Source organism: Glutamicibacter sp. NPDC087344, from assembly GCF_044744225.1.
In the GTDB taxonomy this organism is placed as follows: domain Bacteria; phylum Actinomycetota; class Actinomycetes; order Actinomycetales; family Micrococcaceae; genus Glutamicibacter.
In genome coordinates, this window is the sequence record NZ_JBIUXY010000005.1 from 1 (window position 1) to 22,029 (window position 22,029).

Annotated in this window: 17 protein-coding genes and 1 tRNA gene; 7 read left to right on the forward strand and 11 right to left on the reverse strand. The window is 59.6% G+C overall.

Features of this window, described 5'->3' with window-relative positions:
• Window positions 1–270: 270 nt before the first annotated feature.
• The 4 genes from rlmB to ACIOWL_RS09930 form a co-directional block, all read right to left on the reverse strand.
• Complete coding sequence (rlmB, locus tag ACIOWL_RS09915) at window positions 271–1,218, reverse strand: 23S rRNA (guanosine(2251)-2'-O)-methyltransferase RlmB (protein ID WP_400384261.1); 948 nt, start codon at window positions 1,216–1,218, stop codon at window positions 271–273.
• A 27-nt stretch (window positions 1,219–1,245) separates the two neighbouring features.
• On the reverse strand, window positions 1,246–2,697 hold the full coding sequence (gene cysS, locus ACIOWL_RS09920) for a cysteine--tRNA ligase (protein ID WP_400384264.1): 1,452 nt from the start codon (window positions 2,695–2,697) through the stop codon (window positions 1,246–1,248).
• Window positions 2,698–2,771: 74 nt separating this feature from the next.
• Window positions 2,772–4,022 (reverse strand): 2-C-methyl-D-erythritol 4-phosphate cytidylyltransferase, encoded by a 1,251-nt coding sequence (gene ispD / locus ACIOWL_RS09925; RefSeq protein WP_400384267.1) that lies wholly within the window; start codon window positions 4,020–4,022, stop codon window positions 2,772–2,774.
• 106 nt (window positions 4,023–4,128) lie between these two features.
• Window positions 4,129–4,614 carry a CarD family transcriptional regulator gene (locus tag ACIOWL_RS09930; protein WP_047117922.1) on the reverse strand — a complete coding sequence of 162 codons (486 nt, stop codon included), beginning with the start codon at window positions 4,612–4,614 and terminating at the stop codon, window positions 4,129–4,131.
• 355 nt (window positions 4,615–4,969) lie between these two features.
• On the opposite strand from ACIOWL_RS09930, the gene ACIOWL_RS09935 reads away from it, so the two are divergent.
• Window positions 4,970–5,506: a hypothetical protein gene (locus tag ACIOWL_RS09935; RefSeq protein WP_400384271.1), complete on the forward strand. Its 537-nt coding sequence runs from the start codon at window positions 4,970–4,972 to the stop codon at window positions 5,504–5,506.
• A gap of 79 nt (window positions 5,507–5,585) precedes the next feature.
• Here the strand turns inward: ACIOWL_RS09935 and ACIOWL_RS09940 are convergent, their stop codons facing one another.
• Together ACIOWL_RS09940 and ACIOWL_RS09945 are read right to left on the reverse strand one after the other, a co-directional pair.
• The gene (locus ACIOWL_RS09940; RefSeq protein WP_400384274.1) at window positions 5,586–6,266 is read right to left on the reverse strand and encodes a winged helix-turn-helix domain-containing protein; all 681 of its coding nucleotides are present in this window, start codon (window positions 6,264–6,266) and stop codon (window positions 5,586–5,588) included.
• Window positions 6,263–7,477 carry a sensor histidine kinase gene (locus tag ACIOWL_RS09945; protein WP_400384277.1) on the reverse strand — a complete coding sequence of 405 codons (1,215 nt, stop codon included), beginning with the start codon at window positions 7,475–7,477 and terminating at the stop codon, window positions 6,263–6,265. Before ACIOWL_RS09945 ends, ACIOWL_RS09940 begins: the two co-directional genes overlap by 4 nt.
• A 211-nt stretch (window positions 7,478–7,688) precedes the next feature.
• On the opposite strand from ACIOWL_RS09945, the gene phoU reads away from it, so the two are divergent.
• On the forward strand, window positions 7,689–8,342 hold the full coding sequence (phoU, locus tag ACIOWL_RS09950; RefSeq protein WP_400384280.1) for a phosphate signaling complex protein PhoU: 654 nt from the start codon (window positions 7,689–7,691) through the stop codon (window positions 8,340–8,342).
• A 210-nt stretch (window positions 8,343–8,552) separates the two neighbouring features.
• Here phoU and ACIOWL_RS09955 read toward each other — a convergent pair whose 3' ends face one another.
• The 4 genes from ACIOWL_RS09955 to ACIOWL_RS09970 all read right to left on the reverse strand — a co-directional run bounded on the left by ACIOWL_RS09955 (window position 8,553) and on the right by ACIOWL_RS09970 (window position 11,466).
• Window positions 8,553–8,855, reverse strand: coding sequence for a DUF4193 domain-containing protein (locus tag ACIOWL_RS09955; protein ID WP_038993831.1), 303 nt, complete (start codon window positions 8,853–8,855; stop codon window positions 8,553–8,555).
• Between the two features lie 201 nt (window positions 8,856–9,056).
• Window positions 9,057–9,800 carry a phosphoglyceromutase gene (locus ACIOWL_RS09960; protein WP_400384283.1) on the reverse strand — a complete coding sequence of 248 codons (744 nt, stop codon included), beginning with the start codon at window positions 9,798–9,800 and terminating at the stop codon, window positions 9,057–9,059.
• 123 nt (window positions 9,801–9,923) lie between these two features.
• Complete coding sequence (locus ACIOWL_RS09965; protein ID WP_400384286.1) at window positions 9,924–10,241, reverse strand: DUF2516 family protein; 318 nt, start codon at window positions 10,239–10,241, stop codon at window positions 9,924–9,926.
• Window positions 10,242–10,308: 67 nt separating this feature from the next.
• Window positions 10,309–11,466, reverse strand: a complete 1,158-nt coding sequence (locus ACIOWL_RS09970) for a trans-sulfuration enzyme family protein (protein WP_400384289.1) — start codon at window positions 11,464–11,466, stop codon at window positions 10,309–10,311.
• Between the two features lie 134 nt (window positions 11,467–11,600).
• Here ACIOWL_RS09970 and tmk point away from each other — a divergent pair, with 134 nt between their 5' ends.
• From tmk to ACIOWL_RS09995, 5 genes are all read left to right on the forward strand, one after another.
• Entirely contained in the window at window positions 11,601–12,254 is a 654-nt protein-coding gene (tmk, locus tag ACIOWL_RS09975; RefSeq protein WP_400384292.1) for a dTMP kinase, read from the forward strand.
• Window positions 12,251–13,405, forward strand: a complete 1,155-nt coding sequence (locus ACIOWL_RS09980) for a DNA polymerase III subunit delta' (RefSeq protein WP_400384295.1) — start codon at window positions 12,251–12,253, stop codon at window positions 13,403–13,405. Before tmk ends, ACIOWL_RS09980 begins: the two co-directional genes overlap by 4 nt.
• Before the next feature lie 47 nt (window positions 13,406–13,452).
• Window positions 13,453–14,985 carry an alpha/beta hydrolase gene (locus tag ACIOWL_RS09985; RefSeq protein WP_400384298.1) on the forward strand — a complete coding sequence of 511 codons (1,533 nt, stop codon included), beginning with the start codon at window positions 13,453–13,455 and terminating at the stop codon, window positions 14,983–14,985.
• A gap of 82 nt (window positions 14,986–15,067) precedes the next feature.
• A tRNA-Thr gene (locus tag ACIOWL_RS09990) sits at window positions 15,068–15,139 on the forward strand.
• A gap of 3,529 nt (window positions 15,140–18,668) precedes the next feature.
• Window positions 18,669–19,190: a hypothetical protein gene (locus ACIOWL_RS09995; protein ID WP_400384301.1), complete on the forward strand. Its 522-nt coding sequence runs from the start codon at window positions 18,669–18,671 to the stop codon at window positions 19,188–19,190.
• Window positions 19,191–19,388: 198 nt separating this feature from the next.
• Here the strand turns inward: ACIOWL_RS09995 and ACIOWL_RS10000 are convergent, their stop codons facing one another.
• Window positions 19,389–20,492 carry a hypothetical protein gene (locus ACIOWL_RS10000; RefSeq protein WP_400384304.1) on the reverse strand — a complete coding sequence of 368 codons (1,104 nt, stop codon included), beginning with the start codon at window positions 20,490–20,492 and terminating at the stop codon, window positions 19,389–19,391.
• Window positions 20,493–22,029: the final 1,537 nt, after the last annotated feature.

The following is a 22,029-nucleotide window of genomic DNA, read 5'->3' on the forward strand; positions in this document are numbered from 1 at the left end:
CTCCGCGTCCACATCCCAACCTCTTTCGATCGGTCCGTGTCAGCGGCACGAGATAAAACTTTACACGGATTTCATCTGGACGCAAAATCGACCCATAACCCGGTCAATCAACTGATATTCCCCGTAATTTCGGGGATTTCCTGGCCATCGACAGCAAAAACTCCGGAAAATCCCCAAAAGTCATGTTTATGAAGCGGCTCACAGTAGCCAAAAAGGCTGTAATCTACGCAGTTCTGTGCGTGGATTACAGCCTTTTGCAGGGAAGATCTTCTACTTCGCGGTCTCGGCGCGTAGCCGCGAAACCTCGTAGAGCGAAATGCCAACAGCCATTGAAGCGTTCAGCGATTCCATGGCCGAGTTGATCGGAATCGAGACGATCGCATCGCAATGCTCGCGCACCAGGCGGGACAAGCCCTTGCCCTCGGAACCAACCACGATGCACAGCGGGCCGGTTGCCAACTCGAAGTTCGGCAGCTGCATATCGCCGCCGGCATCCAAACCGATCACAAAGATCCCAGCTGCCTTGATTTCCTTCAAGGCGTTAGTCAGGTTGGTGCACTTGGCTACGGGCACTCGAACCGCCGCGCCGGCGCTGGTCTTCCATGCGGAAGCGGTCATACCGACGCTGCGGCGCTCCGGAATGATGACCCCGTCAGCACCGAATGCAGACGCCGAACGTACGATGGCACCGAGGTTACGCGGATCGGTAATGCCGTCCAGGGCGAGAAGCAAAGGCTGCTCGGTGCGGTAGCCCCGCTCATAGTCCTTAACGACTTTGGTTGCCAGCTGGACTGCATCCTTGTACTCGTAGGACGGGATCTGCAGGGCCAGACCCTGGTGGATCGCACCGTCGGTCATACGGTCAAGTTCGGTTTTGGAGGCTTCCATCAGCGGAATGCCGTGTTCGGCAGCCAGCTTCAGGGAATCGCGAACACGATCATCCACATCGATGCGGATGGCAACGTGCAGTGCCTTGGCCGGGATTCCAGCGCGCAGGGCTTCCACCACGGAGTTTCGTCCGGTGACGTATTCAGCATTTACACGAATGCGGTCGGTGCGCTTGTTGTCGCTGCGTTTGGCAGCCGAACGTTCGGCCAGCTGCTTGCTGCGGTAGGCCTTGTGGTACGGGCGGTCTTCCGCCTTGGGGGTCGGGCCCTTGCCCTTGAGGGAACTACGTCCCTTACCGCCACTACCCTTGGTTGGGCCCTTCTTGCTCATCTGCTTGTCCTTTAGTTTGAAGTCGTATTAGTTCTCGAGGGTCCAGCGGGCGCCATCTGCGGAATCAACTACCGTGATTCCGGCGGAAGCCAAGGCGTCCCGGATCGCATCGGAGCGAGCCCAGTCCTTGGCGGCACGCGCCTGCGCGCGTTCGGCCAGCTGGGCTTGGATCAAGGTGTCCAGCACCTGAAGTTCTGCCGAGGCCGCCGCCCCTGAATCCTGACGGGCATCATCCAGTCCCAGCACCGCGGTCATCGCCAGAACCTGGCCCAACGCCTGCGCCACAGCACTGTCATCATGAGAATCCAGCGATGCATTTCCGTGCCGCACCGTCTCATGCAGGCTGGCCAGGGCCATCGGCACGTTCAGGTCGTCGTCCATCGCTGCACCGAAGGCCGGTGGGACGTCGGTAGCGGTGATCGCTTGGGCGGACTCCCCCAGCCGGTACCGTGCATTGGAGATGAAGGTATCCACCCGTTCAACCGCCGCACCGGCCTCGGTCAGCGAATCCGGGCGGTAATCCAGCATGGAACGATACTGCGCCTGCCCCAGGAAGTAGCGCACCACCCGGGCGTCGGCCAGTTCCAGCATCTCTTGCGGGGAGATGGTGTTGCCGATGGACTTGGACATCTTTTCACCCGCATAGGTGACCATGCCGTTGTGCATCCAGTAGTTGGCGAAGCCGTGACCGGCGGCCGCGGACTGCGCCAGCTCGTTCTCATGGTGCGGGAACCGCAGGTCCAGCCCACCTCCATGGATGTCGAAATGGGTTCCCAGGTACTTGGTGGCCATCGCCGAGCATTCCAGGTGCCAGCCCGGACGACCGCGCCCCCAGCGGCTCGGCCAGGACGCGGTGATCGGGTCGCTGTCCTTGTGCCCCTTCCACAACGCGAAGTCCCGCGGATCGCGTTTGCCGCGCGGATCCGCATCGGTGGCCGCCTGCATGTCCTCGATCTTCTGGCGGGTCAGCGCACCGTACTGCGCGAATGATCGCACATCGAAGTAGACGTCGCCGGAGTCGTCGGTGGCCGGGTAGGCGTGGCCGCGCTCGATCAGCGTCTGGATCAATTCATGCATTTCGGTGATGTGCCCGGTAGCGCGCGGCTCGTAGGTGGGGCGCCGGACGCCCAACGCGGCATAGGCCTTGGCGAACTCGTTCTCAAAACGGTACGCCAGGGAGAACCAGTCTTCGCGTGGGATGTAGTTTTCATCGGCGCTGAAGTCCTGCGCGAAGGAAAGCGCGGACTTCTCCAAAATCTTGTCATCGATATCGGTGACGTTGCGAACCGTGGTCACCGCGAAACCGCGGTATTCAAGCCAACGCACCAAGACGTCGAAAACGATGGCACTGCGTACGTGCCCGACGTGCGGCATACCCTGCACGGTAGCGCCACAGTAGTACAGCTTCACTTCACCGGGGTTCAGCGGCTGGAAGTCACGTACGGACGCGGTTTTGGTGTCATAGAATCGCAGGCTCACGGGTTAAAGGTTATCCGAAGAACCTAGGGCATGCGTGATGAGCCGGGAACTGATCGGCGCAGAGTCCCGGTCGACTATTTTCCAGGCTGTTCGGCCGGGCGCTCATAAACCAGTGCGGTGGCGTATGCGGTGATGCCTTCCCCGCTGCCCTCGTAGCCCAGTCCGTCGCTGGTGGTAGCGGTAATACTCACCGGCGCACCCGCCGCCGCGGAGAGTACCGCGTTGGCTTCCTCGCGGCGCGCTCCGAAGCGCGGGCGCCGGCCGACAAACTGCACCGCAATGTTACCGATCTCAAATCCCGCCTCGCGGACCAGCCGGGCCGCTTCACCCAGCAACCGGACCCCGCTCGCCCCGGCGAACTGCGGACGGTCAACCCCGAAGTGGGTGCCTAGATCCCCGATGCCGCTGGCTGAAAACAGCGCGTCACAGGCCGCATGGGCCACCGCATCGCCGTCCGAATGCCCTGACAGGCCGATGTCTTCAGGGAAGTACAGCCCGGCCAACCACATTTCACGGTGCGGATCGGCGCTCACCGCGTGGACGTCGATTCCGGTACCAACTCGTGGAAGCAGCATGTTTTGTGGAACTTTCCGTTGCGTGGTGGTGCCGGTGCCGGCCAGTTGTTCCGCCGTGAGCAGGTCATCGGGGTGGGTGACCTTCAGCGCTTGCGGATCGCCGGCGACCACATGCACGGTTCCACCGGCCGAGCGCACAATCGAGGCGTCATCGGTGACGGCTTCAAGTTCCTTGCCGCTGAAGTCATCCAGCGCCGCGTGGGCTTCGCGCAGGGTCGCCGCGGCAAATCCCTGCGGGGTCTGAACCGCCCTGAGGGTTGAGCGGTCCGGGGTCTGCACAACCTGCTCGCCGCCAAGCGGGTCGCTGGCGACGATGGAGATGGTATCGGTCACCGCGAGCGCCGGAATGACCGCGGTGCAGCCGGGGTGCTGCAGTTGTTCCAGGACGCGGGTGAACAGTGACGCCGGGGCGAATGCCCGCGCGGCATCATGAACCAGAATGATCTCTGCTTGGGCCGAAACCTCTGCCAATCCTTGACGCACCGATCCGGCCCGGCTTGCGCCGCCGGCCACGGTGCGCACCTTCTGGCCGTAGACACGCAGCTGCTCGGTGAGCCGCTGATCTCCCGGCGGGGTCACCACAATAATTTCGCCGATCCCCGGAACCTCCAGGATGCGGTCGACCGCATGTTCTGCCAATGAACTCCCGGCCACTTCCACCAGGGCCTTGGGAATTCCGGCCCCCAGTCGGGTGCCCATTCCTGCGGCCACCAGGATCACCGATACTTTTGGCTGATTAGCTTCGCTCACTCACCACAGCTTAGCGTGCCCGCATCCGTCGTGTGGCCCATGGGGCTTAAACGCAAAACCGCGCAAGCGCTGAGTGCGCCTGCGCGGATCTGTCAGGAGATTCTTCCTAGGCGGAAGCCAGAACCTCGTCCAGCAACCCTTCGGCCTTGGTTTCATCAAGGTCCTTGGCCAATGCCATTTCGCTAATGAGAACCTGGCGGGCCTTGGCCAGCATCCGCTTCTCACCAGCGGACAGGCCGCGGTCGTTCTCACGGCGCCAGAGGTCGCGGACGACCTCTGCTACCTTGATGACGTCACCGGAAGCAAGCTTCTCAACGTTTGCCTTGTAGCGGCGCGACCAGTTGGTCGGCTCCTCGGTGAATTCAGCACGCAGGACGTCGAACACATGGTTCAAGCCCTCCGGATCTACCACGTCTCGCACGCCAACCAGATCAATCTTGTCGGCAGGAACTTCGATAGTCAGGTCGCCCTGAGCTACTCGAAGCTTGAGATACATTTTCTCTTCGCCCTTGATCTTGCGTAGCTTGATCTCTTCGATCGTTGCAGCGCCGTGGTGCGGGTAGACAACAGTCTCGCCAACCTCAAAAACCATGTGGATAAACCCCTTTCCCACCTCCAAGTCTACCATGTCCACATGACACGCCGCTCTGGGTGTGCCCCAAATAACCGCGAAATCATGCGGAATTCCCTCTTCCATCAAGCGGAGGAACGTGGTATGAAAAGAGTGTGCACGTTGCCCACCTACCCCTTTCCCCCTCGGGCAACTTGTCTACAAGCTGTCGAAAAGCGTGTGTTGCACGTCGCTAAATCGTGTGTTCGGTCAAAAAACAGCTAGGCTTAGAGGTAATCGTGGCCTAGCTGATTCTCAGCCCTGTCCCCTTAGGTGCAGACGCATCGCGCGGCCGCGAACCGAAGCAACTCATTATTCTCACCGAGGAGTTAGTGTCGTGATCACCGCACGCATGACCGCCGGACGCCGTATTGCCGCGTCCCTCGCTGTGGCTGCCCTGGCATTCGGTGTCACCAGCTGTGGCGCCATCAACGAGCAGTCCACCGCAACCGACTACGCTGCCAGCGATGGAATCAACGTCGACGTCGCCGACGCAGAGGTCCGCAACCTGATGTTCGTGACCAACGCCGAAGCCACCGAAGCCCGCCTGATCGGCACCGTCGTCAATAGCAGCGACAGCGACCTGAACCTGCAGATCAAGGCCGCAAACGCCACGCCCGTCACCGTCTCGGTTCCTGCCGAAGGTGAGATCAAGCTGGAAGACGATGCGAATGAAACCGTCATCAGCAACCTGAACGTGGCTGCCGGCCGCCACGCCGACACCCAGTTCACCGCCTCTGGCACCACCGTTGACTTCTCGGTTCCAGTGGTTGACGGAACCCTGGCCGAATACCGCGACTTCGTTCCCGGTGGCCACGACGAGTCGACCACCGAGCACCTGACTCCAAGCCACACCACCAGCTCCGGCCACTAACCGGCACAGCGCGCAAAACCCCGGTTCAACTCAGCGAAAGCTGAGCTGAACCGGGGTTTTTGTTGCACCCGCGGGCGTTTTAGGCGACGAACTTATAACCCAGCCCGCGCACCGTCACCAGCAATTCGGGGGCCGCTGGATCTCCTTCAATCTTCGAGCGCAGGCGCTTGACGTGGACGTCCAGGGTTTTCGTGTCCCCCACGTAGTCGCTTCCCCAGACCCGGTCGATCAGCTGGCCGCGGGTCAGCACCCGCCCTGCGTTGCGCAGCAGCATCTCCAGCAACTCGAACTCCTTCAGCGGCATCGCCACCTCGGAATTATGCACCGACACGATGTGCCGCTCCACGTCCATCCGCACCGGGCCCGCCGTGACGACGTTGCTGACCAGTTCCTCGCTCTCACCCTGGCGGCGCAGCACCGCACGGATGCGGGCCAACAGCTCGCGCGAAGAGTACGGTTTGGTGACATAGTCATCCGCGCCGAGTTCCAAGCCGACCACCTTGTCGATTTCCGAGTCCTTGGCCGTGAGCATGATGACCGGAACCTGGCTGTTCAGACGGATCTGCCGGATCACTTCGGTCCCCGGCTGCCCCGGAAGCATCAGGTCCAGCAAGACCAGGTCGGCACCGTGGCGTTCGAATTCGCTGACGGCGACAATTCCGTCATCTGCGACCCTGACCTCGAAGCCCTCCCGCTCCAGCAGATAAGACAGCGGGTCTGAGAGCGATTCCTCGTCCTCGACAATCAAGATACGGGTCATCGACGTCCTCCTTCGCGGTCTTCCGCCACCGCGGCAACCGCTTGTTTCTTCTTAATATCCTTGGTCGGCTCAAATACTGCAGCCGGTTCTTCATCCATCATGGGAAGTCTGAGTGTGAACGTGGAGCCTTGGCCGGGCTGCGACCACAGCGACACCTCGCCGCCGTGATTGGCAAGCACGTGCTTGACAATGCTCAAGCCCAGGCCGGTGCCGCCGGTTTGGCGTGAGCGGGCCGCATCGACACGATAGAACCGTTCGAACACCCGCTCCTGGTCTTCGGGGGAAATCCCGGGGCCTTGGTCTGTCACCGAAATCTGTGCGTACCCGTCGCGCTGGCGCACCCCAACCCCCACCGTGGTGTTCGGAGGAGAGTAGCGGATCGCATTGTCGATCAAGTTTCGCAGCGCGGTCATCAACAGATCGGGGTCGCCGTGCAGGTCCTCGTCCAGGCCGCCGCCCACCGCGATGGTGATGCCCTTTTCCTCCGCCAGCAGCTTGTTCCGATCCACCGCTTCGGCGATGACCGGGGCCAGCTGGAATTCATGTCCGTGGGTGATCGCATCGCTTGACTGCAAGCGCGAGAGCTCGATGATGTCTTGGACCAGGGCCGCCAGGCGGCGTGACTCCTTGCCCATCCGGGTGGAGAAACGCAGCACCGCCTGCGGGTCATCGGCCGCCTCGCTGATCGCCTCGGCCAGCAGCGACATGGCGCCGACCGGGGTTTTGAGCTCGTGGGAAACGTTGGCGACAAAGTCGTTGCGCATCGCTTCGGTGCGGGTGATCTCGGTGCGGTCATCAGCCAGCAGCAAGATGTATTCATCGCCCAGGGGCGCTACCCGCACGTGGACGATCAGCTGTCCGGCACCCAGGGTGGCGCGCTGCAGCTCATACTGGCTTTCGGCAATCACCCCGTCGGCGCGCACCTGGCGCACCAGAGAGAGCAACTCATCGTGCACCAGGGTGTGGCCGCGGACCAGCCCGTAGGCGTAGGACGCGGGATTGGCCCGGACCACCCCGTCGACGTCGTCAAGGATGACGAAGGCGCGGCCAATCACGGAAAGCACCGCGGCGGCGCCTTCCGGCAGGACTGGCTCGTCGACCTCGGGCAGCCTGGCGGTGCGGCTCTGCGAGAATCGGAAGGCGAGCACGCCAACGATTCCCAACGCGAGGCCGAGCACCGCGGCGATCAAGATCGAGATTACTTCGTTCACCTCTTTAGAGTATCTTTCCTCCCGACCACTTTTCTGCGCAGATGACACGAAAACAGCCGATTCTTCGAGCTGTTCACCAAACGTTCACCTTTCCGGGAATAATCGTTAATCACCCGCTGACATTCTGGATTCAGACCCCCCGCCATGCCCAAAACCAGAACCGTGTTGACCCGGGCATGAGCATCTTCCGAACCTTGAAAGGGATCACTACGTGCGCAAGGTATTTCAGGCCGATCTGCAGCAGATCGGTGAAGAACTGATCGAAATGGCCAACCAGGTCGCTATCGCCATGGACAGGGCGTGGGACTCGCTAGCCAACGCCGATGTGGAGTTGGCGCAGGAAGTCATCGCCGCCGACGCGAAGATCGACTTCCTGCAGAACCAATTGGATGAACGGGCCATCGACACCCTGGCCCTGCAGGGGCCGGTTGCCTCGGACCTGCGAATGATTGTCGGTTCGCTGCGGATGAGCGCGTCATTGGAGCGCATGGGGGATCTGGCCCGCCACCTGGCTCAGTTGACCCGCCTGCGTTTCCCCAGCCGGGCGCTGCCCTCCGAAATCAGCGGAACCTTCTCCGAGATGGCGCAGCTCGACATCCAGATTGCCCAGGCAGTCGCCAAACTCCTGGACACCCGGGATTTGAAGATCGCCCGAGACATCATCGAGCTGAACCACCGGCTGGATCGCCTGCATTCAAATGTTTTCACCCAGATTGCCGACGAAGCGTGGACCGCTAATGCGCCAACCACCGTCGATGTGTCTCTCACCAGCCGCTACCTGGAACGCTTCGGCGATCACGGGGTCTCCGTGGCCCGCAAGGTCACCTACCTGGTGACCGGCGAATGGGATCCCTCAGAGCTCTAGGGCTGAGCTAACCCGCCAGAACGCCGCGGGCGCCGGAAAGTTTTCCGGTGCCCGCGGCGTTCTGGTTTAACCCGGTTCCTCGCCCCAAGGGGCGCAGCATCCGGGCCGAAGGGCAACAATGCCGCTTAAACGAGAGTAGAGGCCGCCAACAGGCGGCCTCTACTCTCGTTGCACCCTGCGCTAGGGCAGGGCACCGCATCTAGGGAAGGTCTAGCCTTCGCACTCGACGCAGAATCCTACATTGCCCTCTTCACGAACCAGCTGTGAACGGTGGCGGATCAGGAAGCACGAACCACAAATGAATTCGTCATCCTTCTGCGGAATGACCGTGACGGTCAATTCCTCGTTGGACAGGTCTGCACCTGGCAGGTCCATACCGTCGGTGTGATCGGTTTCGTCGAGCTCGCGCACCACGGACTTGGCGTCTGGTGCGTTAGCGGACTTAACCGCATCCAAAGAAGCCTTGCGCGCCTCGGCAACGTCCGGGCGGACTTCGTCGTAATCAGTTGCCACGAATTGCATTCCTAACGTGAGCCATTGAGCCTATTCGAAATAGGAGATTACAGCATACTAATGCTAAAAAGACAATCGTAGGCCATGGTTTCGCTCACAGCCGGAGACTTTATGGTTACCTCACGTTAAACAGCGACGGCGGCCCCGCACCGCTTTCTCCGTGAAGAAGGCAGCAACGGGACCGCCGAAAAGCCGGCCTGGCTAGCGCCCCTGGTTTGCGACTGCCTTGATGGCGTCGGCCGCGGCATCCGGATCCAGGTAGGTTCCGCCGGCGGTGATCGGCTGGAAATTGTCGTCCAACTCATACACCAGCGGGATGCCCGTAGGGATGTTCAAGTTGGCGATGGCTTCATCGCTGATTCCGTCCAGGTGCTTCACCAGCGCGCGCAGCGAGTTGCCGTGGGCGGTCACCAGGACGGTTTTGCCTGCGGACAGATCCGCCTTGATGTTGTTCTCCCAGTAAGGCAGCAGGCGGTCAAGGACATCCTTGAGGCATTCGGTGCGTGGTGCTTCATCGCCCAGGGCGGCGTAGCGCTCGTCGCCGATCTGGCTGAACTCCGAGTCGTCGGCCAACGCCGGCGGAGGGGTGTCGTAGCTGCGACGCCACTGCATAAACTGGTCCTCGCCGAATTCGGCCAGGGTCTGAGCCTTGTCCTTGCCCTGCAGCGCACCGTAGTGGCGCTCGTTCAGGCGCCAGTCGCGGTTGACCGGGATCCACGCACGGCCGGCGGCTTCCAAGGCCAGGTTGGCGGTGACAATGGCACGGGTCAGCAGCGAGGTGTGCAGCACCTCAGGCTTGTAGCCTGCTTCGCTGAGCAGCTGGCCGCCGCGGGCGGCCTCCGCGCGTCCCTTTTCGGTCAGCGAGACGTCGTACCAACCGGTGAAGAGGTTTTTTTCGTTCCATTCGCTCTGTCCATGGCGAAGCAAAATCAAAGTGTGACTCATGATCTCCATCTTAGCCACTAGCGGGCAACTGAGCCCGAACGTTACCGCCAAACACGCATCCGGGCCGCAACACCTTCTGAGGTGTTGCGGCCCGGATGAAATGTATGCAGGGTGCGGTTTCGGCTAGTAGTTGTACCAGCCACCGCCTTTGCCGCTGACCGCTGGCTTGACGTCGGCAAGGTAGACGCAGGCCACGCAGGCGCCGATCAGCTGGAGGAATCCGCCGCTTCCGCTGCTGAGAACCGACAGCGCGGCAACTGCCGTGCTGCCGACGGTCAAGGCAGTCCAGAAACCCTTGGTGCGTTTACCCTCCTGGGCAAACCGATCCGCCGGGTGGCGCAAACAATCAACCAGGGCCCACACGGCAAGGACGAGGATGACGATCCCCAGGGCGCGCAACATGTAGGCCTCGATCAGGACCGCATAATTCATGAATGGCATACTGTCACCTTACCCGCGACCGGCGCAACACGCTCGGCAGGCCACGCGGCCGAAACTCGTGGTTCTCTCAGATCTGCTCCAGCGCCCGGGACAGGTCGGCCCATAGGTCCTCGACGTCTTCGATTCCCACCGAAAGCCGGATCAGGTTCTCCGGAACCGTTGCCGGCTCCGAGGCATGGCGGGCGCGGCGCTCGGCCAGGGTTTCCACCCCGCCCAAGGAGGTGGCGCCGGTGATCAGGGTGAAAGCAGCCAGGACCGCATCCGCGTGGGCAGCGCTGTCACCGACCTCAAAGGCGATCACCGACCCGTAACCGTCCATGAGCTCGGTGGCCCGGGCATGACCCGGGTCCTGGGGCAGACCCGGGTAACGCACCACGTTGATTTTTGGATGCTGCGCCAGCCGCTCGGCAAGGACCTGGCTGTTATTTTGCGACCGTTCCAAACGCACCGACAGGGTCCGCACCCCACGCAGCGCGAGGAACACGTCCATCGGCGAGCTGATCGCCCCGTGCAACGTCCGGTAGCCGTGCAGCCGGGCGCGCAGTGCCTCGTCCCGGGTGACCAGGGCGCCCATGATGATGTCCGAATGCCCCGAAAGGTACTTCGTCACCGAATGCACCACCAGGTCCGCACCCAGCTCCAGCGGACGCTGCAACAGGGGTGTGGCGAAGGTGTTATCCACCACCCGCAAGACGTCCTTCTCCCCCGCTGCGCTCAACAGCACCGGAAGATCTGCAACTTCAAGCATTGGATTGGTTGGAGATTCCAGCCACAACACGTCTGCCCCGTCCAGCGCGTCAAGCACCTGAGCGGTGTTCGCGATGTCCACCGGACGCAGGGTGAAACGCCCGGCGGTTTCAAGTTCCTGGGCCAGCCCCAGCGTGCCATTGTAGGAGTGCGCCGGGAGCACCATCACCCCGCCGGCCGGAACCAGGCTCAGGGCCGCGGCGATCGCGGCCATCCCGGAAGAAAAGACCAGTGCCGGCAGCTCCGAGCGTTCCAGCGTGCCCAGCACCTCTTCAAAAGGATCCCACGTGGGATTGGAGAAACGTGCGTAGACTTTCTCCCCCGCAGCGGCGATCCCCTGCGAATGATAGGTAGAGGTAAAGTTCACCGGGTAATTAACCGGTGCGTCGAGCCCGTGGGCCGGGCGGCCTCCGGCAACGATCAAAGTTTTAGGATCCCAAGAGGATTCGGTGGTGCTGGATTCTGCGGGGTTGCTCATGTTCACCAGATTACGCCTGCTGTTTCCCGTGGACCTGAACCGTTTCACTTCATTTCGCGGCACCAGGTTTCCGCCGGCCGTAGAATCTCACTCATGGGTTCGTGAGGCCAGTCTGGGTTCGTTAGGCTAGTGGGGTGAGTATCAATTCCTCTGCCCCCGCCCGCGGCCTGTTTATTGTTTTTGAAGGTGGCGACGGCGCTGGCAAGTCCACCCAGGTTCAGCGCACCAGCCAGTGGCTGCAATCAGCCGGGGCCACCGTGCTGACAACCCGCGAGCCCGGCGGCACCCAGATCAGCGAGGAGCTGCGCTCCCTGGTCCTGGATCACGGGCACGGTGAAATTGATGCCCGTACCGAGGCGCTCATGTATGCCGCCGCCCGCGCGGCCCACGTCCAGCAGGTCATCATTCCTGCGCTGGACGCCGGAACCCACGTGATCTGCGACCGATTTGTCGACTCTTCCTTGGCCTACCAGGGTGTCGGCCGTGGGCTCGGGGTTGATGCGGTGGCCGCCATCAATTCCTTCGCCACCGGTGGTTTGCATCCCGATGCCACCATCCTGCTGGACATCTCAGCCCAGGACGGCCGCTCACGGCGTATCGCCAACACCGGTGGCATCGAGGAATCGGACCGGTTGGAATCTGAGCCGGATGACTTCCACGAACGAATCCGCATGGCTTTCAAGGAACTGGCGGCCGAAAACCCGCAACGTTACCTGGTGCTGGACGCCACCGAAGATATTGAACAGCTGCAGTCCCAGATCGTCACCCACCTGACGGGCCTGCTGTGATCCGCCCGATTTTTGCCGAGCTGGCCGGCCAGCAACGTGTCATCACCACGTTGACCGAGCAGATAGACCAGGGCAATCCCACCCACGCTTGGTTGTTCACCGGTCCCCCGGGCTCCGGTCGCACCACCGCGGCGCGCGCATTCGCCGCGGCGTTGCAATGCACCCAATCACCGGCGGGCTGCGGCCAGTGCGCCACCTGCGTGAATGTCGTGTCCGGCAAACACCCCGATGTCACCTTCATCTCAACCGAAAAGTTCGAGTACCAGGTCAAAGACGTCCGTGAAATCATCACCCAGGCACAGGACAAGGCTTCCCAGGCCCGCTGGCGCATCATCATCATTGAAGATGCCGACCGCATGTCAGAGCGCAGCGGCAATGTGATGCTCAAGGCCATCGAGGAACCACCGGCCAACATGATCTGGATCCTGTGCGCGCCGTCCCCGGCGGACGTGCTGGTGACCATCCGCTCGCGCTGCCGCGCGGTCAACCTCTCCATTCCCTCCAGCGACGAGGTCGCCCAGCTTTTGGTCAGCCGCGATGGCATGGACCTTGAGCTGGCACGTTTCGCGGCGCGTGCCGCGCAGTCGCACATTGGGGTGGCCCGGCTGCTGGCCCGTGACGAGCAGGCACGTATTCAACGTGAAAAGGTTGTTACCCTGCCACTGCGTGTCACCACCTTGCCACAGGCCATGGAAGCCGCCGCGGAGATTTCCAAACTCTCGGCCGAACGCGCCGAGCACATCACCGGAGCTGATTTGCAGCTCAAGATCGCCCAGCTGCGCAAGGCCAACGGCCTGGGCGAAGAGGAAAACATCCCGGCAGGTTTGCGCGGACAGTTCCGCGAACTGGAAGAGAACGCCAAACGATTCGCACGCCGTGCAAGTTTTGACGCCATCGACCGCACATTGACGGATTTGACCACATTCTTCCGAGATGTGCTCAGCCTGCAGCTAGCAACCCAGGTTGAACTGGTCAATGAGCACCTGCGTGAAAAGCTGGAGGTCTTCGCCGCGAATCAATCGCAAGAGAAAACCCTCTCGCAGATCGATGCAATCGATGAAACCCGCCGGAGAATCGCAGCCAACGTGAACCAGCTGATGGCTTTGGAAGCCCTCATGACCCGGTTGCTGCAAAACCCCGGTCGACGTTAGCCACTTTTTGCCTGGACCGCGCTTCAACTCCCAAGGAGATCACCATCGTGTCTGCACGAAGCATCACGTTCCGCCTGACCGCGCTGAGTACTGCGTTGGCTTTTGTTTTGACCGGTTGTGTCCCGAGTTCTTCAGAACACGATGCATCTCCGGACCCGTCCAACGCCGCTGAAGCGACCCAGACCGATGATCCTGAGTTGCAGGAGTACTACTCCCAGCAAGTCGAATGGACAAAGTGCGCAAGCATCATCGAGTGCGCCGAGATTGAGGTGCCGCTAAGCTACGACGCGCCACAAGACCAAAGCATCACGCTGTCGCTGAACCGACGCTCGGTTGAGGGCGCACAGGGAAACTTGTTGATCAACCCCGGAGGACCCGGTGGTTCAGGCCTGGATATGGTCACCGGATCGGTCCAGACGATGCTCAGCAACGACCTGCAACGTGCCTACAACATCATTGGTTTTGATCCTCGCGGTGTGGGGCAGAGCACCCCGGTAACCTGCCAGACAGATGAGGAAACCGATGAAGGCCGCCAGGAAAACCTCAAGGCGTGGGAGCCAGCTGACCGGGACGAGCTTGAGGCCGGCGTTGAGGACTATGCCCAAGACTGCGCACAGAACACCGGTGACCTCCTAGGGCATGTGGACACCGTTTCCGCCGCCAAGGACATGGACATCATCCGTGCGGTTCTCGGCGACACCCAGCTGGACTATCTGGGATACTCCTACGGAACCTTCCTCGGAGCCACCTATGCCGACCTTTTCCCGAGCAAGGTCGGTCGTTTTGTGCTGGACGGCGCCATGGATCCCACGGCCACCGCGCAGCAGCTGACCCTGGCCCAGGCTGAGGGTTTCGAAGGCGAAATCGATGCCTGGTTGCAAAGTTGTTTGGAATCGGTGAACTGCCCCTTCGCCGGGACCCTGGATGAAGCTAAAACCCAGTTGCAGGACTTTTTTGCAGAAATTGAAGAGCAGCCGCTGACGTCTTCAGACGGGCGCACGGTACCCATCATTGATTTCATCAACGGGTTCATCCTTCCGCTCTACGACGATGTGAATTGGCCCTACCTGACCGATGCCATGGCCTCGGCCATGCAGGGCGATGTTGATCAGATCCTGTATTTCTCCGATCTTGCCGCTGACCGCCAAGACGACGGAAGCTACGCTTCCAATTCGACCGCGGCTTTCACCGCCATCAATTGCTTGGACCGTCCGATGGACGCCAGCGAAGCGTCGATGGAAGCTGATGCCCAGGAGCTTCTAGCCGCTTCGCCCACCATTGGAAAGTATCTTGCCTACGGAGACATCACTTGTGACAAGTGGAGTTACGACGCGACAGGTCAACCCGAGACACTAGATGCCGCGGGATCAAACGACATCCTGGTGGTTGGCACGACCGGTGACCCGGCCACCCCGTACGCATGGTCCCAGTCGCTGGCCGAGCAGCTCGAATCAGCCACCTTGCTGACTTATGAGGGCCACGGCCACACCGCTTACGGCCGCTCGAATCAGTGCATTACCGATGCGGTGGATGGATACCTGATTGATGGTGAGGTCCCCCAGACAGACACCGTTTGCTAAATCTTTGTGCGAATACGCCTGTCGTTTTGACGTTGTGAGTTCGACTTAGATAAAGTTACACAGTGCCTGTTTTCAGGTGCAGGCCTCCTTAGCTCAGGGGTAGAGCAGCTCCCTCGTAAAGAGCAGGTCGCCGGTTCAAATCCGGCAGGGGGCTCGTTGTGAAAAAAACCCCGGAATCGCGAGTAACCCGTGATTCCGGGGTTTTTCACGCCCGCGATCTGGTTGAAATAAAACCTATGCACTGGACTCTACGTCCGATTCGAAGATTAGGTCGCTCGAAACTCGCATAATTGAGTTTTCACTCGGTTTCACTCATTCCTAGAAGCCACTCGTGCGACCGGTTGCACGGACGGCATCTACGGCTCCCCCTGCAGGAGGCAGCCCGCGAAGTTGGATTCATGCAGCTGCCCCGCCGACCTAAAAGCACACCGCGCTACACTCATACGCCACATTGGAAGGATTGCTAGTTCCGGGTGCACGGAGCCGGGCATTCAACTTCGGCACGTCAAGGCGCTCTTTGGAGTGGGGCGGATCAAGCACGGCCACCAAGAATTTTTTAAAATTGAATTTGGATGGCCACCAGATGGCTGATGAACAATTTAGGGTTTGAGGACTCGCCTATCACCGGGCGGCTTCCAGCCCTGTGCCTCGAGGTCCGAGGATTTACAACATTGGAGGATAGGCGCAGATGGGAGTTCTTAGCTAGGGTACGGGCTGCGTTGGCGACTGCAGGTCTCGAAGGTGCCACGGCGATTGCTGTGTCCACGCTGGCTTGCAGTGGAACAGTGGGAATGACCGCGGCCTGAGCAACCGCAGTAACTATTAAAGGCTGGAAACGTGAATATCCTTGATCATAAGGACTTCATGGATTTGGGAGCAGTGACTCCCGCACCGATGCCGTGGTTGAGGTCTCATGGTTGCTCCTAGGGTCGAAAAAGTGGGCCCAGGGTCGAAAACCACCTTTTTGACCGGAAATTTGTCCGACTTGTCCAGGGCCGCGCAAGATCCTGGACAAGAGCTGGGGAGGTATGGGCCCCTATATATACCTTTATTTAAAAGGATTTTAAGTTAAAACTTAACTTAAGGGGGTCGTACTTGCCCAGTTGTCCAGGATATATATACGCCTCCATAGGGATGTAGAAACGAAACATATTTCGTTTTCTACTTCCTATATAGACGTGCTTTTCCCCGGACAACCCGGACATCTGGACAAGATGGCTCAAAAGCCGCGGAATTCCGGGGCTAAATCGGCCTTGGGACTTGTCCAGCTCAGCACTGCTTCTGGACAAGGTGTCCAGATTTGTCCAGTTTTCGGCCCTCAGAGCCTGAGGAGTGTCTTCCAGCCCTCCTTCGGGGGCCGGTCCTGGCCGATAGTGCCTTATAGAAGGCTTGCCACTTCTACTGATGCAGCGCAGCGGCCAGGGGTGCGTAGGCCGATTCCAATCTTTGGTCTCATCTCGAGGGCTGGTGCTGTGAACCCATTGGACGCAACATCATCGAATCCCGAGGACTGCGTCATAGCCCCAACACGAAATACAACCCGAGGACGCCCCTGGGGCTCACCGGCAACGAAGGCACCCTTGGACGCTCGTCGCAGGGTCGTTGATCGGAAGGGATCGCAAATAAAGCTCCTGCGGACTTTTGCTCGGCGCTTGACTGTACACAGCACGCCGAGGTTGCATGCCCCCTCCAAGATACGACCCCACTGCTGGCGGAATGCACCGATGCGCACGCCCGAGACAGTGCCCCCCTACCGGAACCCGAGCGCCTGACCTCCACAGCCAGGAGCGACGATGATAATCGCGAAACTGCTGTGCCGCATGGGCGAGTATGCGGAAAGTTCCCAAGAGAAAAAGACGCTAGAATCCTATTGCTGATATAGCTGGCCACCGCCTTTTACTCCCCTGGCGAAACGGGTGGACGACTTATCTCGAATAGTGACATGATCTTATTACATGTTCCCCACTCCCGTGGGGGTGGTTCCAATGTATTTGGTTCAAACAAGCATTCTTCACAGAACGCTGACTTTCCTCGCTTCAGCGGGGGTGGTTCCAAATCATCGTCACCTGAGGTTCGTTACCGGATCGAAGGTTACATTTTCCCCACTCCAGTGGGGGTGGTTCCAATGTATTTGGTTCAAACAAGCATTCTTCACAGAACGCTGACTTTCCCCGCTTCAGCGGGGGCGACCGCCGCTCTTTGAGAGGCGGTCTTTTCTTTCACAACGGCATGTGCAAACGAGTTGCCCTATACGTGCCTATAGGCCCGTCTTCGCAGAACTGGCGGAATTCAAAACTTTCGGAAGACGACAGGTTCTAGCCCGCTTGCATACATCAAGAGATGGCGTTGCGGCTGATGAGCACCAGCCCCTTAAGGGCACCCGGTGGTCTTTGGATAATCGCCTCACGGTGGGCCCGTGGGCGGGATCCGAATCATTGCTCGGTGAAACTGTCGTGGAATTCCCCTGTAGAGTCCGGCGCAGCGTGGAAACTATCTACGTTTCACACAACCCGTAGCACACCACGGGCCCCCACCCGCCCCTCAGAAGTCACTGAGATGGTATCGGAGGCGCGCGGGGTCGAACATGGTAGGGTAACTAGGTTTTTGGTTACCGTGCCCGCAGAACGCATTGTGTAGCCCTAGAGAGGGTCGAGGGTACTGAACACCGGCCTCAGCAACGCTTCGACCCTGCGGCCCGGGTTTCAGTGGGTTAGTCAACTCGCAGTCCAGTCTCATGGCGAGGCGCTTCCCATGGGCCCGATACGCAGGTTCACTCTCAAAGTAAACCTTTCAAAGGTGCCGAATAATCTTCCATCCTTGCGTAGGTTGGCTTCTCCGCTGAGTGGCAGAACTCTGGGCGAGCACCTCTGCACTACGCAACCAGAACCTCTCACCACCCGCGTGCACTTGGACGAGATGGGCCTTCGCAGACCCGCTGCAGTTGCCAACGCAAAGGTTAGCCACGTCCGCCGCGCGCACCTCAAAGCTCCCCGCCGGTCGATCTTGTCCAGTTACCCAAGGCCCAAATGAGCGCTGGACAAATCTCAACGTCGTTTTAGGCCTGTAATTCCGGGGTTTTTGAACTGATTTGTCCGGATGTCCGGGTTGTCCGGGGAAAACAACGTGCTTATAGGAGCTTTGAAGTAGAAAAGTGTTTCGTTTCGTTCGCTTCTATATAGGGTCGTTAAAAGCTGGACAAGCTGGACAAATGGAGGCACATAGGGAGCCCCTTAAGTTAAGTTTTAACTTAAAATCCTTTTAAATAAAGGTATATATAGGGGCCCATACCTTTCCTCCACCCCTCCCAGCACTTGTCCAAAACGTTGTCCAGGTCCAAAATTTTCCGGACAACTCGGACAAATTTTCCGGACAAAACTGCACGGAATGTGATGCGGCTCACTTTTCGGCGCGTTTTGGGGTGCTGATTTGCCGCAGCATCCGAAGCCTGTTGACGGAACACACCACCTTGGCTTTGAGAGCACCCGTTGCCAAACCTGCTGTTCCCTTCGTCATGTCCCAGCAATTAGCCATCCTTAACTAGGTTGACATGCGTGAACCGCACCCTCTGATTACCGCTTTTAGATAATGCGCCGGAAAATTGAAATAAGGCACCAGAACACCACGTCCCAAGGCGAGGTTTGAAAGTGCGTTAGTTCTATTAGCCATCACCTCTCAGGAGACCTATGACCCCCGCTCAACTTCGCGCTCATATCGCCGCCTACCCGTACTGCGACTATGCCATCTTCGAATTCCTGACCCAGAAAGATCTGAAAGAGAACATCGCAACGATCATCGACAGCTCCCTCAAGGCCATCTACCAGGATGGACAATGGGAGAAAGACTTCCATCAAGCGAACGAGGTGCTGAGCCAAAGCCTCATGGACGAAGAGCATTATTCGACGCTCTACGATTACATCAGCACCTACCCGGCAGCTGCCGCGTGGACAGTCGTCCAAGAACTGGAAAAAATTGGATGCCGATGGGTCTACAGTCCCGATGGCGATCACCTCTTCGAAGCCTTCGGCTTGTTCGACGATGAGGGGAAAGAGACCAACGATTTCTTCGGCGAAACCATGGAAGCCTCGGAAGGTTACGGGCAGTGCAGCTACACACTGCGAACACCTGAATATCTGGCCGCGAACTGGGTAAAAGCACTCAAACGTTTGATTGATGAGCTGTGGGAGCTGGCGGTAGATCCCCGCTAGAACGTCGCAGAGGCATGGCGGCACTTATCTAAGGCCAAGGTGTTTATGCTTGCCTTGACCTTGGACAAGCCCCCGTCGAGCCATCGCCCTTCTCCTCCCCCTGAAACCGGTGCGCGGGTGCCGACCAGATACCTGGCTGCCATGATGCCAGTCCCAGAAGATTCTCAACCGCTGACGAAAGACCTCAAGAAACGCTCCTCAGCCCAGCGAAGCAGACAGCCAACACGGGCCATGCCCCATCACTGGCAGAAGACTGGATTCGATGGGATCCGTCGGCCAGGACATCTTCGCCAGGGAAACCTGGTGCCATTGCCGCATGGCCCCCATCATCCACACCGTCATGTCCTCAAAATCATCGCTCGTCTCCCGTGCTGCTGGGAACCAGTCATTCCACTGGACAACAGCCATCCGTCCTATCGGCTTGCCCTTGGATCGGGAGGGGTGTGAACGAAACGCGTTGGTCAGCATGGTGCGCATCGCCGCAGCGCTCATCCCGGCCCCTCGCACCGGATCCGGAGCGCAGACCCACAGGACCACGACCCCGGTGTGTTGTACGGGGTTGGCCTCGAGCCACCGGCACCAGCGTTCGATTTTCTGCTGCAGCTTCTCCGTGCGCGAAGCCGTCAGCTCGACAACAAAACGAACACCATCATCCCGGGTGAGAATACCGTCTCCCCGGTGATTCCACTTCGAGCTGCCAGTTGATGGGGGTGACTGCAACAACCGCGCTTTGGTGTGCCGCTCCCCTGCCACGTGCATAATGTCCCGGTGGTACTCAGCCGCGCGCAAGACGAATTCCACAGCGAGAAGATCATGCCGGTCATGCCCGCTAGGCGCATTCCACGATGCAGCCGCACCGCGAACAACCTTGTCTTCTGCCTCAGTCATGACGCTGGCCAGGCGGCCCAGCGGCCCGCCCATGCGACGGCGGAAGAACCGCACCGGAGACTGCCGAGGATTCAACAGGTGAGGTGCTCCCAGATCCAGGATGCCCAACCGCAGCAAAGTGCTCAAGGCTTTGGACGCTTCCCTCAGATTCGCAGTATTTCCGGTCATCAGAGCCAAATGGTGGTTGGAGAAAATGCCCCATCCGTCCATGGCGCTCAACGCCGCCAGGGTATTGCTGCGTGTTCGTGGACAGTCCAAAAGAGCACGCAGTTCCCGGCGGGCTTGAGCCGTGCTCAAAATGATCTCCGACGGAGGCTGCCAGGCCACCCGTCCGCCCCGCCCGAACTGCGCCAAGTGGTAGAGATCTGGTCGCTGCGGCAACGCCAGACCAACTGGTGCGAACGATGTCAGCATGAAATCTCCTCTATGAACGGCCGATAAATAGGAAGAGTTTGCCGCTCCCGGTTCCACTGCGACCACAGCAAATCTCCAGCAGGGTTATCCGCTCACATAGAACGTTCGCCCCGGGCAACCCCCGGTAATCTCCATGCGTCAACGAACCCGCTATCCGTGCCCCGGTTCAACGGCAGGCGCCTTCACCAGCACTAGCGCAAGGCTCATCCACCCTCACGATGTGAGCAAAGACCCGCTCGCATTGAATGAGGATCTTCTAGCCCCAGGCCAGGACAGCAGCACTACTGGCGCTCAGCTCACCGAAGAGGCTACGCTTCCAGAGTTTCATGATGCCGTTGCAGAATCCGTTCCCAGTTCAACGGCAGGCACAGTGCTCCGACCCTCTGGCGATCAGGCATCCTGGAGTAAGCCCGGCCCATGCCTAGGCGGACCATCCACTGACAGGTGTCCAGACCGGTCCGACGGTAGGCGCCTGAACTTCGGGGAAGAAAAGGAAGACCAACATATTAAGAACCAGCCCAAAGAGATGAGCCCCTAGCCAACGGAGGGGCTCATCTCGTCCCGGGAGTCGGACAACAACACCTCCTACGCAACGCAATCCAGATGAAATCCTCAACAGACAACCAGGTTCAGCTACCCAAGAACAACAGGGAGCGCACCGGTGAAGAGTCACAGCGTGTGACCAACACGCGGATGCTAAGAAGGTCACCGGGCTGAAAAGAACAGCTTGTGAACGACAGCCGCTCCCACTGACGAGTCTTACATCGCTTCAAGGTTCATGCCCAGCAGATTGCACCGAGCAAGTTCACGCCGGCCACAAAGTTGCCATCCCTACCAAAATGCTGAACATCAGCAGCTCTCCAACACAAACACCGTGGACGAAATCAAGAACCACGAATACAACGGGGAAGACCTGCAGTCAGCCATCCTCCTCACGCCGAGGTGATCCACCGGTCGGGGTATCAGACGCACAACACATCTCGGATCCTCACTGGGAAACACGAACCGATCCCGTTCGACCAGCACCCAGAAGAGGCGATCACCGTAATCAGAAAACCGGAGCAACACCACCAGCGTCGAACCAGCGGATCAATCCAGCGCAAGATTTGCAGGCTGGGGCGAAGCCCCCTAAAGCTGCGCGCAGCACCATCCATACCCCGACTGCAGCCCAGTCTCTACCCACCGCCTAGTGGCACAGACACCATCCCACCCCTGTATAAACATCCAAAAGATTGCACGTTGCCAGATGCACGGCTTCGGGGATCCAGCCGTCTTTCAATTGCCAAAATAGCAACAGAGAATACGTGAAAATCTCCATGATCTCGGGACAGAAATGGAACCGGAAGCACGCTGACACATGGAGGAAGAAACCTTATGGTGCCACTGGTTGTGTGGACTCCAGCAGGCCGGGACGAACGTAACTGCAGAATACTTCTTACTGCCCCGGGCTCGGAACATAAGTTCTGAATACTTCTTAACTGAATACTTCCTACTGCCCCGGGCTCGAAACATAAGTTCTGAATACTTCTTAACTGAA